Raw genomic sequence first — 16,144 nt, 5'->3', positions numbered from 1 at the left:
ATGATCCAACGAAAAAAGAAATTGTCCTCCAACAACATTTAGGAGAAGTGATGACTTTAAAAGTCTTACTTCATGAAATGACGCATGCCATGCTTCACCCAGATTCGCAAGCGATATTTGGAGATGACGTTTATTCTCGACAAGAATTTGAAGCGGAATCAGTTGCCTATATTGTCTCCCGTCACTTAGGGCTGGATACGTCCTCGTATTCTTTTGGTTATCTTTCTTCTTGGACGAAGCAAGGAGAAAAGTTAGAAGAATTTACGCAATCGTTAGAAACGATCACGAAAGAGGCGCGCACGCTAATTGAAAAAGCCGACCATACTTTATCCATAGAAAAAGGCATTCAACTTCCCCAAAATAAATTTGAAGAACGTTTATTGAATGCGAAGAAAAAAGAAACTGAAGTGGGAAAGTCCCAAGCTAACGAGCAAAAAAGGCAACAAAATGAACCAAAAATTTCTGCTCAAATAGCAAATTCTACTCGATTTTAAAAACAAATAATAAGAGAAAAGGAGAAAACAAAATGGACCAATTAACGGACGAAAGTAAATTTATTCTGACACAATTTTTCTTGGCAGACCCGCTTAGTGAACAACCAAGAGTCCACCAGAAAAAGAAAGAAAAATCAAAAGGAACGGTGCTAAAAGAACTGGATACGTTGATTCATGATTTTAAAGAAAAAGAATTAGAAATTGATTTATTTCCTTACGAAGAAGCAGCCACTTATTTACGAAAGTTGAAAGGAAATGACGCGTATTTGGTCTTTCTGGATGAGTTATTAGCTCCTTATCAATAAGAAAGAAAAAATAAAGGTCAAAATTGGTAAGTTGAAACGTCAATAAATGTCAAAGTGTAGCGATGGGGATTGGGGGAACCCCAAAAATTTGAACGACTCCTACCAGTATTTTTGGTAGGAGTCATTCAAAATATCGCAACATGCTAGCATGTTGCTCTGCTCGCAAAAAGAAAGCCTACCCTTGGGTGTAACCAATTGTCAAACTAAGGAGACTACTTATTATGTAAAAGAAAGAAGAAATAATTATGGAGAATAAACAAAAGCTAAAACGTCCTATTCAAAGAATAGTTAGACTATCAGAAGAAGAAAATAACTTAATCAAACGAAAAATTGAAGAAAGTTTCTTTCCGAACTTTCAAAATTTTGCATTGCACCTTTTGATTCAAGGAGAGATTCGCCACGTTGACTATTCCGAACTCAACAGACTAACTACCGAAATTCATAAAATTGGCATTAATATTAATCAAATGGCTCGTCTGGCCAATCAGTTTCACGAAATTTCGTCTGAAGATATTAAAGATTTGACCGATAAAGTTCATAGTTTAAATGCGCTGGTTCAGAGCGAATTAAACAAATTAATAAAGAGAAAGGAACAATCGTAAATGGTGTATACAAAACATTTTGTTATTCATACATTTGATAAATTAAACAATGCCTGCTCGTATATTGAGAATGCAGAAAAAACTGAAGTCACGAATGATAATCCGTCTGAACACTTGGAACATTTATTTCAATATATTGTAAATGACGATAAGACGTACATGAAAAAATTAGTTTCTGGGCATGGCATTGTGGATCCAACAAATCCTTATGAAGAATTTAAATTAACAAAATTACAAGCAGCAATTCAACGAAAAATCGGGTACACATTCGATCCAAAATCAGAACGATTGCTTCCACCAACGTTAACAGAATTAGAAAAAGGCAACGCCGTTTTAGCACACCATTTAATCCAATCCTTTTCTCCAGAAGATGATTTAACGCCAGAAAAAATACATGAAATAGGATACAACACGGTGATGGAATTGACGGGTGGAGAGTATGAATTTGTGATCGCAACACATGTCGACAAGGAACATTTACACAATCATATTATTTTTAGTTCAACCAACTTAAAAACAGGTAAAGCCTTTCGTTGGCAAAAAGGAACCAAAAGAGTCTTCGAACAAATTTCGGATAAGATTGCAGCGAAGGAAGGTGCAAAAATAATCGAAAAATCACCAAAAAATTCGCATAAAAAATATACCATGTGGGAAACTGAATCGTTATACAAGGAAAAAATAAAATCTCGTTTAGACTTTTTATTAGAACAAAGTTCTTCAATTAATGATTTCTTAGAAAAAGCAGAAGCTTTGAATTTATCGGTAGACTTTTCTAAAAAGTGGACGACCTATCGATTACTTGACGAACCACAAATAAAAAATACTCGTAGTCGAAGCTTGTCAAAAAATGACCCCACTAGATATAATTATAAAAAGATTGTTGAACGATTGAAAGAAAATAAAAGTGTTTTAACTTTGAAAGAGGTTGTTGAAAAATATGTAGAAAAAAGTGAGAAGACTAAAAATGAATTTGACTATCAATTAACTATTGATGAGTGGCAGATTTCTCATAAAACAACAAGAGGGTATTATGTAAATGTTGATTTTGGCTTTGGAGAGAGAGGAAAAGTCTTTATTGGGGCGTACAAAGTAGATCCACTTGAAAATGGTCAGTATAATATTTATGTAAAACGTAAAGATTTTTTTTATCTGATGAATGAAAAAAATGCAGACCGGAATCGGTATATGACTGGTGAAACTTTGATTAAACAATTACGCTTGTATAATGGCCAAACACCACTGAAAAAGGAACCTGTGATGCGAACCATCGATGAATTAGTCAACGCTATTAATTTTTTAGCAGCTAATGAAATTGAGGACACAAGACAACTAGAATTATTAGAAGAGAAATTAGAAGCTGCTTTTCTTGAAGCAGAAGAAACTTTAGAAACTCTTGACGAGAAGATGTTGGAGTTGCACCAGTTAAGCAACCTCTTATTAGAAAACGAACTGAATGGAGAACTAGAGTTGATTCAGCAAAAATTGAAAACATTATTACCAGACGCAACACTTGCGGAATTTTCTTATGAAGATGTTCGAGGGGAAATAGAAGCAATTAAAACCAGTCAATCTCTGTTAGAGAATAAATTGGAACGAACGCGAAATGAAATCAATCAACTTCATGAAATTCAGGCTGTACAAAAAAAAGAAACCGCAAACCAAAATAATGTCAAACCAAAATTATAAAAACAACTGTTAAGGAATGAAAGGAGAGTTTTATGCTTATTTTGAAACGAGGATTGTCTGTAGTGTTATTTTTACCCTGTTTTATTCTACGTCTTCTTTTCCGTTACATTGGGCTGTTAACGATTCTTACTAGTGGTTTTACTACCACTTTAATACTAATCGTTGCTCGAATTTTAGCTTTTATTTTTTTAGTTTACCCGATTGTGATTTTAACAACTGAAGAACTTAGAATGGAATGGGCAAGTTGGATTGCTTGGCTTTTATTTGGATTGATCGTTCTATTTTTCCATTATCTAGCTACGTGGAACGAAGACTTAGGCAGTTGGTTTCTGGATTTTTCTAATTGGTTGAGCAGGGTACCAATTAAACTGTGGGCTGAATAATTGATCCTATGCTAAAACGCCTTAACTTAAAAAAGCCAAGGCGTTTTATGGTATAATATACGAGATAGTAAAGGTTTATGACGGTGGCTAATCTCTGAAAAAGGGGTGATTGCCTATGTTGATTTTTGGCTATACTCCTAGAAAGGACTAGCTTTGACTATTTTTGAAGCGTTAATGTTTGCGATTACTTTTGCGACATTAATTCTAAAAATTAGTGATAAAAACAACAAAAAATAACCGTCAACTTTAGCCGAGTTTGGTTATTTTTTGTAAAAATATTTAATTATCGGTCACCGTCTTAAACGGTGCTATCATGAGGGCGTATGACTAGTACGTCCTCTTTACATGTTTATTATAACACATTCTCTACAAGAAGAAAGGCGGAAGCCTTTCTTTTTTTTCAGCGCGCCTTAACGGCGGTGGCGGTGGGAGTTTGGCGCGCTGAAAAAAACGCTCTTTTCTTGATTTCTAATCAAGAAGATACTCGCTAAAAGCGAGTATCAGGTTTGTCTTATATTATGATGACAAGGCATGCTGTAAATTCTCTTGCCATTGTCTGACTGCTTGTTTTATCTTTTTTGGTACCTCCTGACGGTTACATTTTCCTTGTATTTGTATAACCTGTTGATTTCGATATTCTAATGTGAAGTAAGGCATATCTGGCTTTTCTTTTCTTCGGATAAAAACAATCGTTGTTTTTCCTTGCGTATGCCGTTCGATATAGTGTTGACTGCCCACACAATGGCGTAGAATACTTCCTTCTTGAATGATTTCTTGTAATGAATGCGGTGTGAGAAAGAGCAAGTCGTCAATTTCAGCTTCTAACGCTTTAATTTGGTTTTTCCGTTCTTGATACTGCTTTTCTTCAATCTCACTTTTCAAAAGGTTTAGCGTGTTCATAGCGTTATCGTGAGCTACTTGTAAGTTTTCAGGATACAATACACTATCGTTATTAAGTGGGGTGTTAACGCTTCTAATCCTACACCAGTTGGACAGCAGGCAAGCAATACGCAACAACCCTTTCCAGATTTAGAAGGTAGTTCTATTGAGATTTCAGATCATGACTTACCGTTTTAAGGAGGAGTGACTCATGGTTAATGGAAATTTACAAAAAATATATGCAGACAGTACAAAGAAACGTACAGCACAACAAACAAAATGGGAACGAGCTGTTGAAGGATTAACGTTTGATAGGTTAGAAAAAAAGAAAATCGATTATTTATTAAAACGGAAAAAAGTTAAGGAGTTAGGAAATGAAACTATAGTGGAAATAAAACAGATCGATACGGACGAGTGTTAGGGTATATTTTTGTAGATGGAACATTACTACAAAAAACACTTGTGAGTGAAAGTTTAGCACGTGTGGCTTATGTCAAAGAGCCTAACACTAAGTATCTACTAGAATTAGAGGAAGAACAAGAAAAGGCTAAAAATAAATCAGTCGGAATTTGGAGCATACCAGGATATGTAATTGAAAGAGGGTATAAATAAAGAAGATGAAGGAGCAAATAAATAGTTCAATGGTTAAGGCAAATAGCGGATGAATTAGAATTAGCGCACAACAAGCAATTAAGAGGAGATGGATAATAAAAAATAGTGGTAAAATAGCCTTTGATACCACAAATAAAAAGGGAAGGAAAAGGTTCGTATGCAAATTTATGCACATGAAAGAGGAAATTCTTATGGGTGTACCTACTTTATAAGTTTTTATGAAGAAGAATTAGTAATAGCGTTGGTATGGCAAGATAACTTTTTTACTTATAACAAGGAAGAGGTAGAGAGTAAATTAAATAAAATGGAGGGTATAAGCACTACGATAAAACTGGCAATCTACCAATTCATTGAGAAGACAAACTATTTATTGTATTTATCTTACAAGGAACTACATTAAAATTAAGTACAAAAAAAGCAATCGATCACTGTACCGACCCCCAAAAGTTAGACCAAAAATCTAACTTCTGGAGGTCGGTATTTTCATGAGTAAATATAGTTTCGAACTAAAGATGACAATCATTCATGAGTATTTAAAAGAGGAAAAGGAGGATATCCATATCTAGCAAAAAAATACGGTATTAAGAGTATGGGACAAGTAAGAGATTGGGTTAAGGGTTATCAAGAGTTCGGTAAAGAAGGACTCCTTCGAAAACGTCAAAACCAAAGTTATTCTGGTCAATTCAAGATGGATGCGATAGAGTTATATCAAACAACTGAGCTGTCCTATCGTGAAGTGGCGAATCATTTAGGGATAAACAACCCCTCGTTAGTTGCCAACTGGATGAGAATCTTTCGTACTGAAGGAATCGATGGACTCTCAACAACGAAAGGGCGTCCATCGATTTTGCCTAAGAAAAAAAGAAGAGAAGAAAACAAAGAAAGAAACACCTGAAGAACGCGATCGCATCAAGGAATTAGAAAAACTAGTGCGCTCCCTTCAGATCGAGAATGCCTTTTTAAAAGAATTGAGGAAGCTGCGAAAACAGGAAGCTCAACAAAGACGAAAGAATCAATCGCACGAATCATCGACAGCCTCCGAGGATCATTCAAATTAGTTGAGCTTCTTGAAACCTTGAAATTTCCTAAATCAACTTTTATGTATTGGCAAAAACGGTTTGATCGAGAAAATCCAGATCAGAAAATCGAAGAAGAAATGCTCAAAATAAGAGAAAAACATACAAATTATGGCTGTTTACGTATCACAAAGGAATTGCGAAATCGGGGATTTCATGTAAACAAAAAGAAGGTTCAACGTTTGATTCGAAAGTTAGGAATTGAAGTCCAATCATTCACGAGGAAATCCCGCCGCTATCGCTCTTATCGTGGAAAAATCGGAACGATTGCGAAGAATCGAATTCACCAGCGCTTTTACACCAGTATTTGTCATCAAAAGATCACAACCGACACTACGGAGCTAAAATATTTTGAACCGGACAAATCAGGTACTATTCGTGAATAGAAACTATATCTTGATCCCTTTTTAGATATGTACAACAGCGAGATTATCTCTTATCGTATTTCAGAGAGGCCAAACGCATTGGCAATTATGGAGGCTTTATAGGAAGCAATCCAAGTAACAAATGACTGTATCTATCGGCGCACCTTTCACTCCGATCAAGGGTGGGCCTATCAAATGAAAGCTTATAATCATACGCTGAAAAAACATAAGATCTTCCAAAGTATGTCTCGTAAAGGTACCTGCTTGGATAATTCGATCATGGAGAATTTCTTTAGCCTGTTGAAACAAAAAATCTATCATGGACGAGAATATCATAGCTTTGAGGAATTGAAGCAAGCAATTGAAGACTACATCCATTACTACAATCATGAACGTATGAAGGGAAAGCTAAACTGGCAGAGTCCAGTGCAATTTAGAGAGGCGGCATTAAAAGCTGCCTAGAATAAAAGTGATAATAAAAGCAACAAAAAACGGAGTGGGGTTCTCCACTCAGAAAAAAGTCTAACTTTTTGGGGTCACTACAATCACTGATTGCTTTTTTACCAGATAAATAGCCAGCCGTTTTCTGCCGACTGGCAAAATAGATAGATTTGTAAAGAAGTGATTTGTGCTTCCTACAGTATATTTATACCATTAATATCAAGTACAAAGCAATTATAAGTAAATGTTGTTAGTTTTTAGATATTATTGGTATATCTCATTAAAGAAAAAATCAAATGTCCATGATATAGTTTAATTGACTACCATCAATTTTTTATCTGGTATCTTTGCCTAGACTATAGGTAAGAAAGTGAATGGAGGTTTTGATATGCAACAGTACATTTTAAGACATAAAAATCAGATTGCGGTTGTTTCGGGTTTGTTGATTGTGATTGGTTTCTTGGGGCATCTTGTTTTGCATAGTGAATGGTTATTTAATGGGGCGTTTATTATTGCATCGATTATTGGTGTGGCGCCGATTGCGATTCAGGCTTATCAGGCGATGAAAGTGAAGGTTATTTCGATTGATATGTTAGTGACGATTGCGGTTTTGGGGGCTTTTTTAATTCGTAATTTTGAGGAGTCGGCAATTGTGACTTTCTTGTTTTTACTGGGGTCTTATTTAGAACAACGTACCTTAAATCAAACACGGTCAGCAATTAAAGAGCTGACGGAGATGACGCCGGAAACAGCTTTGAAAGAGATGGAGGATGGAACGTTTGAAGAAGTGGACATTGATGAGGTGGATGAAGGTGATTTACTACTGGTAAAAACTGGTGCCAAGATACCGGTTGATGGCACTGTCTTTGAAGGTCAAGGGCATGTGAATGAGGCCAATATCACGGGTGAATCTTTTCCTGTGAAGAAGGTGGTTGATGATGAGGTTTTTGCCGGGACGATTCTAGATAATGGGACTATGAAAATTGTTGCCAACAAGATAGGGGAAGATTCTACCTTTGGGAAAATTATTGAATTGGTTGAGGAGGCGCAAGATAGTAAATCTGAAGCGGAGCGGTTTATTGACCGATTTTCTCGTTGGTATACGCCGCTGGTTTTACTGGTTGGTATTCTAGTTTGGATATTTACTCAAAATGTTGAAATTGCAGTAACAGTGCTAGTTTTGGGTTGTCCTGGTGCTTTAGTGATTGGGGTACCAGTTTCAAATGTGGCCGGAATAGGAAATGGTGCGAAAAATGGGGTCCTCTTTAAGGGATCAGAAGTGATTAGCGATTTTTCTAATGTGGATACGATTTTATTTGATAAAACAGGAACTTTAACCGAGGGGAATCCGCAGGTTGCGGAGACGATTTATTATGATGATGACACTGAAAATACCTTTTCTTATCTGGCATCTGTTGAGCGAGAATCGGACCATCCTTTGGCTTTAGCAATTTTAGAAGAGCTGGGGGATGTTCCGGTCAAAGAGGTTACAGAGACAAGTGTTGTGAAAGGTGGGGGCATTGTTGCGCAAGTAGCTGGGCGTCAGATTGCCATTGGTAACCCCTTCTTAATGGAAGAAAAAGATATAATACTGTCGGACAAGGCTCAATTAGATGTTCAGCGTTTAGCGGATTCGGGGCATTCGTTGGTGATGACGGCGGTAGATGGTGAGTTGAAAGTGATGATGGGCATTCGGGATCAAGTCCGGGATGGAGTTAAGAATGATTTGGCCAAGTTGAAGGTGCTTGGAGTAAAGAATCTGATTGTTTTGTCAGGAGATAATCAAGGAACGGTAGACTTGGTCAAGCGAGAGTTGGGCTTAACTGAGGCGTACGGATCCATGTTACCTGAGGATAAGCAACGATTTCTAAAGGACCGGCAAACTGCGGGCGAGATTGTGGCCTTTGTGGGTGATGGAGTGAATGATAGTCCATCGCTGGCGTCGGCTGAAATCGGGATTGCCATGGGTGGCGGAACAGATGTAGCGATTGAGACGTCAGATGTTGTGCTAATGAATTCAAATTTCAATCGGTTACCCCACGCCTTAAGTTTAGCGCAAGCAACCTATGCAAATATGCAACAAAATATTGTGATTGCGATTGGTGTGGTAATTGTTTTACTGGCTAGCTTGTTGTTTTCTGATTGGATGTCTATGTCGATTGGCATGTTGGTTCATGAAGCTAGTATTTTAGTAGTGATTTTCAATGCGATGCGGTTGCGGGGACATAAAGAAAAATAATTGATTCCGGTCAATTTTATTTGGCAGAAGACCTTATAGACTATAGTTAAGGAGGTGGTAATGATGAATAAAGCAACTTTGAAATTAGAAACTTTAACTTGTCCATCATGTTTACAGAAGATTGAAAGCGCAATGAAGCAAACAACTGGCGTTATGGGTGATTCGGTGAAGGTACTCTTCAACGCTAGCAAGGTGAAAGTCGATTACGATCAAGATCAGGTGGCTATTGAAGAAATTGAGCAGGCGATTGAAGATTTAGGTTATACAGTTTTAAACACAAAAGTGAAGGAGAGTGTGTAAATCATGTCTACTTTAGATGAAAGAAAGGCGAAATTAACGGAAGAGGAAGCATATAAAGACCATATTCACCATACAAAAATTAATACTGCTGCGGTGGTGGACCATGTGTTAGCCAATATGCATGCCTTGCACGTAAAATTACATCAATATCATTGGTATGTGAAAGGACCACACTTCTATTCGTTGCATACGGTCTTTGAAGACTTGTATAATGAAAATGAAGAATGGTTCGATCGCTTGGCAGAGCGCTTGTTAGCGGCTGGTAACAAGGTAGCTTCGACAAGTGCTGAATTCCAAGAATATACAACTATTAAGGAAAATCCAGCTGATAAGTATTTAGAGGCGGATGAAATGGTAGCACAAATTGTAGAAGATTTCCGGTCTAACCGTGAATTCACCATCAAAGCCATTCATTTGGCGCAAGAAGAGGCCAATGATGCGCTGGAAGATCAGTTGATTGCTTATAAAGATAGTTTGGATGTAAATATTTGGAAACTACAAGCATTTATTGGAAAAGATGCTTTAGAGGACGATGACTATATCGACGAAGATTAGTTAAGGAGGAAGGTTTATGGCTTACCACCATCACCATGGAGAAGGGCATACGGCTTGTGTGCGCTTAGTGCCCATTTTTAACCATTTATCCGATGAACAAATGGATTTAATCGCGACATCGGCTCATACGAAGAAAGTTTCAAAAAATGAATTGCTCTTTCGTGTCGGTGAAAAAGACAATACGCTCTATATTATTTCTTCGGGACGAATTCGAATCTACCAATTGAACGAGTCCGGCCGGGAGCAAACGATTCGCATTTTAAATCCTGGTGATTTTACGGGAGAGGTAGCCATTTTCCAATCGGATAAAAGACATCACAGTTATGCAGTAGCGGCCTTGGATACGACCGTTTGTATGCTTCATAAGGCAGATTTGGATAATCATCTAGACAATTATCCTGAAATAACGCGCCGGATTTTGGCGGATGTAACCCAACGTTTGCAAATATCGGAAAAACAAACGACTCAAGTGGGGATTGAAAATGTGACATCTAGAATTGTGGCTTTTCTGGCTGATTATGTGGCAGACGAGAATAACCATACCTTTGTTGAGTTGCCTATGACGAGAAAGGACTTGGCTTCCTATTTAGGCACAACACCAGAAACGATCAGCCGGAAGTTCTCAGCTTTGGAAGAGCAAGATTTGATTCGACAACATGGCAAGAATCGAATCGAAATTATGGATTTAGATAAATTGCTGTTTTCAGTAAAATAGAAAAAGGGCTTGCCAGATTAGAGTCTGACAAGCCTTTTTTGCATGTCTTATTTAAATCTATACGATGAGTCATTCTTACATGTCGTAGAAAATACGGATCATTTTATTCGTTTTTTGGAACAAATTAGTCATTTACAAGGCGGAATAAAAATTGATATAATTAAGAAATCTTCTTTGCCCAATCTTTTGGTTATGTCCAGAAGTTCTACAGTGTAATACTTGATGCCAAAAGAATACAACCATTCGGGTTCTGTTGCAAAGTTTCCAAAAAATCTATTTTAGTGTAAAATTGAGAAAAAAGACAGAGAGGACAGAGTAATAAATCATTTTAAAGGCAAACAATTCAAAAAAGACGTCATTATTGTCGCTGTTGGTTACTACCTGCGTTACAATCTAAGCTATCGTGAAGTTCAGGAATTGTTATATGATCGTGGAATAAATGTTTGTCATACTACGATTTATCGTTGGGTGCAAGAGTACAGCAAAGTCCTCTATGATCTTTGGAAGAAGAAAAATAGACAATCCTTCTATTCATGGAAAATGGACGAAACCTATATCAAAATTAAGGGACGTTGGCATTATCTTTATCGTGCAATTGATGCGGACGGCTTAACCTTAGATATCTGGTTACGAAAGAAACGGGATACGCAAGCAGCCTATGCTTTCTTAAAACGACTCCATAAACAGTTTGGTGAGCCGAAAGCAATTGTGACCGATAAAGCACTTTCTCTTGGCTCCGCCTTTAGAAAGTTACAGAGTGTGGGTTTATATACTAAGACAGAGCACCGAACTGTGAAGTATCTTAACAATTTAATAGAACAAGACCATCGACCTATTAAACGACGGAATAAATTTTATCAAAGTCTCCGTACAGCCTCTTCCACGATTAAGGGCATGGAGACCATTCGAGGAATATATAAAAAGAACCGAAGAAATGGAACGCTCTTCGGCTTTTCGGTGTCTACTGAAATCAAGGTATTAATGGGAATACCAGCCTAAGATATTTGGAGTTCAGAGAGGGCGCGTTTGATTTTCAAACTTTGCAACAGAACCGATTTGAAATCTAATTTGGAGATTAGTGTAGCAATTTAAATCAAAAACTTTATTTGAAGTTTATAGAGTCTTACTATCAAAATGATAAATTATATAACTAGCAATAGTATGGGCTATAATTTTTTTAGTTCGTTTTATGACTATAACAAACTCCTAAAAATTATTTTTTTCTTAATTAGATTATAAGTCATCAACATTGTATTCGGTGTACCCTTCATAATAATAGCTAATATCAATACCCTTCATGAAGATTTCTCTATCATTAATTTTATCAGTTAAAGCATTTGAGATTAAATATTTGATTTCCAAATCTTTGACTGGGCTTCTTTCCATTGCAGACAAATAATCTTCCTTATTGATTAAGTTCCAGTCTACAACTTGCTGTAATTCTTTTTTCAGGATTAGGTCTAGCCATATTCGGGTTGCTCTACCATTACCTTCACGAAAAGGGTGAGCGATGTTCATTTCAACATATTTGGCTACAATTTCATCTAGATTACTTTGTGGCATTTTATCTATATGTTCTAAAGCGACTTCTAGATACATTACTGGCGCAAAGCGAAAATTTCCTTTAGAAATATTTTGACTTCGTACTTTACCTGCAAATTCATAAATATCTTCAAACAAATAATTATGGATATATGATAGACCTTTGAATGTTCCAATTTCTACTCTGTCAATATCTCCAGAGTCATATAATTGTTTTGCCTTTTCTTTACTGACACGTTCCTCAACTCTGTTTAACTCAAGTTGGTTAATAATACCTAATTTGTTTTCTAACAACTGAATTCACCGCCTATTAATTATTAATCCTCTTTTTCAATAACTCTTTCAACTTTCATGCTAAGTTTTTCAATGTATTTTAGCACGAAAGCTACATAACAATCAAAAAACTAAAGATACATACTATCCAGCTTTTCTCCAATAATATATTTTTTTCCTAATGGTGAAAATAAACTCAATGCCCTTTTTTAAATCTGGAACATCATCATGATAGATAGTTGATGATATATAATAGATGTTTTTTGTTATTACATATTAGACATTAATTTAGATATTTTTAACAATGAACGCTTGCAAAATATCTAATTTACTAGTTTCATTAGTAAGTGCTGCATTCCTAACAACTTGTATTATTCTTTTAGATGAAATTTTTAATAACCCTATTTCTTTAGGAAGCTGTTTAAGTGCAATGAGTGAGATATCTTCAGGAACAACGACCCAGCTATAATTAGTTTTAGTATTTAAAATTATATTGTTAAGTTTGTTATCCGAAAAAACTATTTCGATGCTATGTGTATTTAATTCTTGTGTGTATTTACTAGACACGTTTTCTAGCAATAAAAAATCTAAAGTAACAGATCTCATCAATAACGAAGAATAAAAGGAAAAATTGGGAATTAGCTTATAAACTGATTTTCCTTTGTGATATGAATTCTTAGCAATTTGTAACCACGAACTTTCTGACAATGCAAACGAAAAATCAGATATAGTAAATATTTGTTCGTCACTACTATCAATTTTAGAGTATCTATTCTTTTTAACGATTCCCCCACCCTCTTTAGCTTGAATCGTTTTAATAGTTGACCAAGTGTTTACTAAATCAGATCGCTTAATATCTTTTGCTAAAACTTGTTGCATTAATTCATCTTTTATTTGGCTGTTTCCTTGGCTAATTTTTTCTACTAATTCAAAGTTATCTGGACTGACTTCTACGTCCTCTATGTTAGGAACACTAACTCCCCTACTTCTTGCTCGTTGTTGGTAGTCAAAGTATATTTCTCCTGCTTTTTTTCTTTTCCATATTAGAGATTCAGTTACTCCTGTTACATATGCTAAATGTTTAATCCACTGTGTAAAAGAACTATACTCATTACGCCATAATTTACTATATTCTACTTCTCTTATTAGCTCGTATAGACGCACCCATGAATGAGTATCCTTAGACAATATTTCTTCAATTTCATGTTCTATTTTTCTTAGGTTCAATTTATCCTCCTTTCTGTCTATTTACTATAATACGTTATAGTAAATAGACGTTATAAAAAGAAAGAATTCATGAACATTAAATATTATATGTATTCTTTCTTCCTATTATAATTAAAAAATGTATTCAATGATTTGATCTATTTTAGCCATATCCTTTAATGGTAAATGTTCTATTTGGCTTAACTTTCTTTCTGTAAAATCTAAAGATTTTAATTGGGAAATAACGACTTGTCCATGAGTTTCCATTTCATCAGGTAATGTATAACGAGTGGGCATATTTTTAATTGTAGAAGTTATGGGACAAATTACTGCAAACATTGTCTTTCTATTAAACTCATATCTAGAAACTACTAGACCTGGACGTCTTTTCTGTATTTCTTTTCCAACTGAAGGATCGAAATCTATCCATACAATATCGCCCTTTTTAGGAATATATTTCTTTTCGTCACTCATTAAAATAATTCTCTCCCTCCAGGTTCAATGTCATGCCATTCATCTTTTTCGTAGTACTCCCCTTCTGATCCACCACTAAATGGATCTTGTAATTTAGGGACTAACGTAATTGTCCCATCATCAGAATACATCACTATATATTCTTGGTCTGCTTTTGGTTTCTGTCCGTTATTAGATGGTAATGTCAATACTACAGAACTTCCTTGTTTTCTAGATTTTGTTGTTAACATCCAATCACCTCTTGTATTTCATTATACTAAATAATTAAGTAGTTTTAAATAATTATACACTATATTTAATTAACTTAGTGTAATTTAGTTATATAATCGAGATTAGATATTTCGGGATTAATTCATTGGGTTCAGATACTTAAAAGTTTTTGACCTCTTTGTTTTTTCGTGCTACACTTGGAATTATCTAGTGTCAAAAACTTATGTTCAGAAAAGGTGAGGAAATTTTGCCCATTTATGGTTATTCACGAGTGAGTACTAGTAATCAAGATTACAAAACCCAGATTCAAAAACTAGAAAAAGCCGGAGCAGAAAAAATATTCAGTGAAAAATATACGGGAACAAAAAAAGAAGGAAGAAAAGAATTAGAAGAACTACTATCTATTGTAAAACCTGGCGATAAAGTTTTAGTTACGAAAATTGATCGGCTAGCTAGAAGTATCGTTGATTTAAATTCGATTATCTCTTCTTTAAACAATTCAGGAGTGACTATCACCTTCTTAGATAATGCCCTAACCTTTGAGCCAAATAAAAGTGATTCTATGCAAACATTAATGATGAACATGTTGGGGAGCTTTGCGCAATTTGAAAGAGATTTAATCGTGACGAGAACGCAAGAAGGAAAACAATGGCATCGAGCAAACAATAAAAACTATCGAGAAGGACGTCCGAAAAGAGTTCTAAATGATAAATATAAACATGCACTAGAGTTAATGGAAACAAATAGCATGCGAGAAGTGGAAAGGAAAACAGGTATTTCTTTATCTACTCTCAAACGAATCAAGAAACAAGCAAAGGAAGAACAGTTACTTAATGAGAAATAATTCAGGAGTAGTTATTATGGAAAATAGAGAGAAGATTATTCAGATGTTGGAAAATCCTTTGATTTCAGGATACGGAATAGAAAAAATGTCAAATGGTCGACTCTATTCTGCAAATTATCAAAGATACAAAAAACGCGTCGAAAAAGAAAATAAGCCAATGGTTATTTTTGATACGATGTCAGTAAAAGTAGAAAAACTATTATTAGAGTTGGCCGAAGAAGTATTGCGAGTGCGTCCTAAAATAAAAAAAGAATTTAGAGAAATGGTTGCAAGATATAGCTTTAGAAATGGAGAGAATTAAGATGGTTGTTCGAAAAAAATATGATCATTGGGGAATAGAAATTACTACGTGGAATAAAACAAATGTAGTTGCTTATGTTGATTGTGATTGTGGCCAATTGGCTAGAAGAGAGTTGGGAAAATATAATCATTTTAAGTGTAGTAATTGTAAAAAAGAATACAAATTAAGTAAGGGTATTTTTGTAGAAATAAGCCAAAAAAAAATTTGAAAAAAGAGGAAATATTGATAAAATAGTAATAGGCAACAACTAATTACTCATTAAATAGTGTCAAATAAAGTGCTTAAAGTAATCCCTTAATTTTTAGTTGTTGCCTTCATGATAAATAAATTTGTGGTAGTTATTATTTAAGGTGACTAGTTATGAGAAAAGAGTATGATTATCAGAAAATAGAAGTAGCTAACAGAGCTGAAGGTGTTTTGATTGAGTATATTTCTTGTGATTGTGGCATGTTAGCGGAACGTATTCGTTGGAAACGAACAGAATACAAATGTAAAAGTTGTGGTAAACAGTATAAGCTTGCATTTGGTGGATGTGGAATGGGAACAGTTTTTTTGACAAATTTTATAAGGTGCAGAACTTCTTTCCGTATGCTATTCCGATTGTACCGTGCAACCGAAGGTGGTTCCACCAATTGACATAGT

At 35.3% G+C, this 16,144-nt stretch carries 19 protein-coding genes and 4 pseudogenes; 17 read left to right on the top strand and 6 right to left on the bottom strand.

The features are described 5' to 3' along the window. The 5 genes and pseudogenes from AB3I72_RS13535 to AB3I72_RS13515 form a co-directional block, all read left to right on the top strand. Window positions 1-494 (top strand): annotated as a pseudogene (locus tag AB3I72_RS13535) (DNA primase); the annotation flags it as partial. A 32-nt stretch (window positions 495-526) separates the two neighbouring features. Next, window positions 527-799 (top strand): LtrD, encoded by a 273-nt coding sequence (locus tag AB3I72_RS13530; protein WP_002362409.1) that lies wholly within the window; start codon window positions 527-529, stop codon window positions 797-799. A 245-nt stretch (window positions 800-1,044) separates the two neighbouring features. Beyond that, window positions 1,045-1,401 carry a plasmid mobilization relaxosome protein MobC gene (gene mobC, locus AB3I72_RS13525; RefSeq protein ID WP_002365872.1) on the top strand — a complete coding sequence of 119 codons (357 nt, stop codon included), beginning with the start codon at window positions 1,045-1,047 and terminating at the stop codon, window positions 1,399-1,401. Continuing rightward, entirely contained in the window at window positions 1,402-3,087 is a 1,686-nt protein-coding gene (locus AB3I72_RS13520) for a relaxase/mobilization nuclease domain-containing protein (protein ID WP_048948782.1), read from the top strand. A gap of 32 nt (window positions 3,088-3,119) precedes the next feature. Beyond that, window positions 3,120-3,470 (top strand): PcfH protein, encoded by a 351-nt coding sequence (locus tag AB3I72_RS13515; protein ID WP_113826544.1) that lies wholly within the window; start codon window positions 3,120-3,122, stop codon window positions 3,468-3,470. 516 nt (window positions 3,471-3,986) lie between these two features. On the opposite strand, the pseudogene AB3I72_RS13510 reads toward AB3I72_RS13515, so the two are convergent. Continuing rightward, window positions 3,987-4,439: pseudogene (locus tag AB3I72_RS13510) on the bottom strand (PcfJ domain-containing protein); the annotation flags it as partial. Window positions 4,440-4,560: 121 nt separating this feature from the next. On the opposite strand from AB3I72_RS13510, the gene AB3I72_RS13505 reads away from it, so the two are divergent. From AB3I72_RS13505 to AB3I72_RS13465, 9 genes and pseudogenes are all read left to right on the top strand, one after another. Next, window positions 4,561-4,770 carry a hypothetical protein gene (locus tag AB3I72_RS13505; RefSeq protein ID WP_002397493.1) on the top strand — a complete coding sequence of 70 codons (210 nt, stop codon included), beginning with the start codon at window positions 4,561-4,563 and terminating at the stop codon, window positions 4,768-4,770. Further along, window positions 4,737-4,961: pseudogene (locus tag AB3I72_RS13500) on the top strand (thermonuclease family protein); the annotation flags it as partial. The gene AB3I72_RS13505 and the pseudogene AB3I72_RS13500, both read left to right, overlap by 34 nt. Before the next feature lie 157 nt (window positions 4,962-5,118). After that, a complete protein-coding gene (locus AB3I72_RS13495) occupies window positions 5,119-5,361 on the top strand; it encodes a hypothetical protein (protein WP_002397496.1) in 243 nt (80 codons plus the stop codon). 85 nt (window positions 5,362-5,446) lie between these two features. Beyond that, window positions 5,447-6,864 (top strand): annotated as a pseudogene (locus AB3I72_RS13490) (IS3 family transposase). Window positions 6,865-7,231: 367 nt separating this feature from the next. Then, the gene (locus AB3I72_RS13485; RefSeq protein WP_010717769.1) at window positions 7,232-9,082 is read left to right on the top strand and encodes a heavy metal translocating P-type ATPase; all 1,851 of its coding nucleotides are present in this window, start codon (window positions 7,232-7,234) and stop codon (window positions 9,080-9,082) included. Between the two features lie 63 nt (window positions 9,083-9,145). Beyond that, complete coding sequence (locus AB3I72_RS13480) at window positions 9,146-9,382, top strand: heavy-metal-associated domain-containing protein (protein WP_002397503.1); 237 nt, start codon at window positions 9,146-9,148, stop codon at window positions 9,380-9,382. Window positions 9,383-9,385: 3 nt separating this feature from the next. Further along, window positions 9,386-9,937, top strand: a complete 552-nt coding sequence (locus AB3I72_RS13475) for a DNA starvation/stationary phase protection protein (protein WP_002397505.1) — start codon at window positions 9,386-9,388, stop codon at window positions 9,935-9,937. Between the two features lie 16 nt (window positions 9,938-9,953). Then, the gene (locus AB3I72_RS13470; protein ID WP_002397506.1) at window positions 9,954-10,652 is read left to right on the top strand and encodes a Crp/Fnr family transcriptional regulator; all 699 of its coding nucleotides are present in this window, start codon (window positions 9,954-9,956) and stop codon (window positions 10,650-10,652) included. Between the two features lie 318 nt (window positions 10,653-10,970). Next, window positions 10,971-11,651: an IS6 family transposase gene (locus AB3I72_RS13465; protein WP_071621256.1), complete on the top strand. Its 681-nt coding sequence runs from the start codon at window positions 10,971-10,973 to the stop codon at window positions 11,649-11,651. Window positions 11,652-11,885: 234 nt separating this feature from the next. On the opposite strand, the gene fic is transcribed toward AB3I72_RS13465, so the two are convergent. From fic to AB3I72_RS13445, 4 genes are all read right to left on the bottom strand, one after another. Next, window positions 11,886-12,488 carry a protein adenylyltransferase Fic gene (gene fic / locus AB3I72_RS13460; RefSeq protein WP_002367780.1) on the bottom strand — a complete coding sequence of 201 codons (603 nt, stop codon included), beginning with the start codon at window positions 12,486-12,488 and terminating at the stop codon, window positions 11,886-11,888. A gap of 267 nt (window positions 12,489-12,755) precedes the next feature. Then, window positions 12,756-13,694: a hypothetical protein gene (locus AB3I72_RS13455; RefSeq protein ID WP_002394789.1), complete on the bottom strand. Its 939-nt coding sequence runs from the start codon at window positions 13,692-13,694 to the stop codon at window positions 12,756-12,758. 111 nt (window positions 13,695-13,805) lie between these two features. Further along, window positions 13,806-14,147 (bottom strand): type II toxin-antitoxin system PemK/MazF family toxin, encoded by a 342-nt coding sequence (locus AB3I72_RS13450; protein ID WP_002394791.1) that lies wholly within the window; start codon window positions 14,145-14,147, stop codon window positions 13,806-13,808. Next, window positions 14,147-14,377 carry a hypothetical protein gene (locus AB3I72_RS13445; protein ID WP_002362431.1) on the bottom strand — a complete coding sequence of 77 codons (231 nt, stop codon included), beginning with the start codon at window positions 14,375-14,377 and terminating at the stop codon, window positions 14,147-14,149. The genes AB3I72_RS13450 and AB3I72_RS13445 overlap by 1 nt, the downstream gene beginning before the upstream one ends. Before the next feature lie 203 nt (window positions 14,378-14,580). Here AB3I72_RS13445 and AB3I72_RS13440 point away from each other — a divergent pair, with 203 nt between their 5' ends. Genes AB3I72_RS13440 through AB3I72_RS13430 form a run of 3 tightly spaced genes read left to right on the top strand, consistent with a single transcriptional unit; the run spans window position 14,581 to window position 15,710 of the window. Beyond that, window positions 14,581-15,201, top strand: coding sequence for a recombinase family protein (locus AB3I72_RS13440; protein WP_161971889.1), 621 nt, complete (start codon window positions 14,581-14,583; stop codon window positions 15,199-15,201). Then, a complete protein-coding gene (locus tag AB3I72_RS13435) occupies window positions 15,191-15,502 on the top strand; it encodes a hypothetical protein (RefSeq protein WP_033628686.1) in 312 nt (103 codons plus the stop codon). The genes AB3I72_RS13440 and AB3I72_RS13435 overlap by 11 nt, the downstream gene beginning before the upstream one ends. 1 nt (window position 15,503) lies before the next feature. Then, window positions 15,504-15,710: a hypothetical protein gene (locus AB3I72_RS13430; RefSeq protein WP_238641404.1), complete on the top strand. Its 207-nt coding sequence runs from the start codon at window positions 15,504-15,506 to the stop codon at window positions 15,708-15,710. 172 nt (window positions 15,711-15,882) lie between these two features. Here AB3I72_RS13430 and AB3I72_RS13425 read toward each other — a convergent pair. Further along, window positions 15,883-16,144 (bottom strand): hypothetical protein (locus AB3I72_RS13425; RefSeq protein ID WP_368024005.1); only part of this gene is annotated, 262 nt, incomplete at its 5' end.

Origin of the sequence: Enterococcus sp. GC34, assembly GCF_040886645.1 — a bacterium.
Lineage (GTDB): Bacteria > Bacillota > Bacilli > Lactobacillales > Enterococcaceae > Enterococcus > Enterococcus faecalis.
Note: the sequence above shows the minus strand (reverse complement) of the source record. Positions and strands in the feature narration are given on the sequence as shown.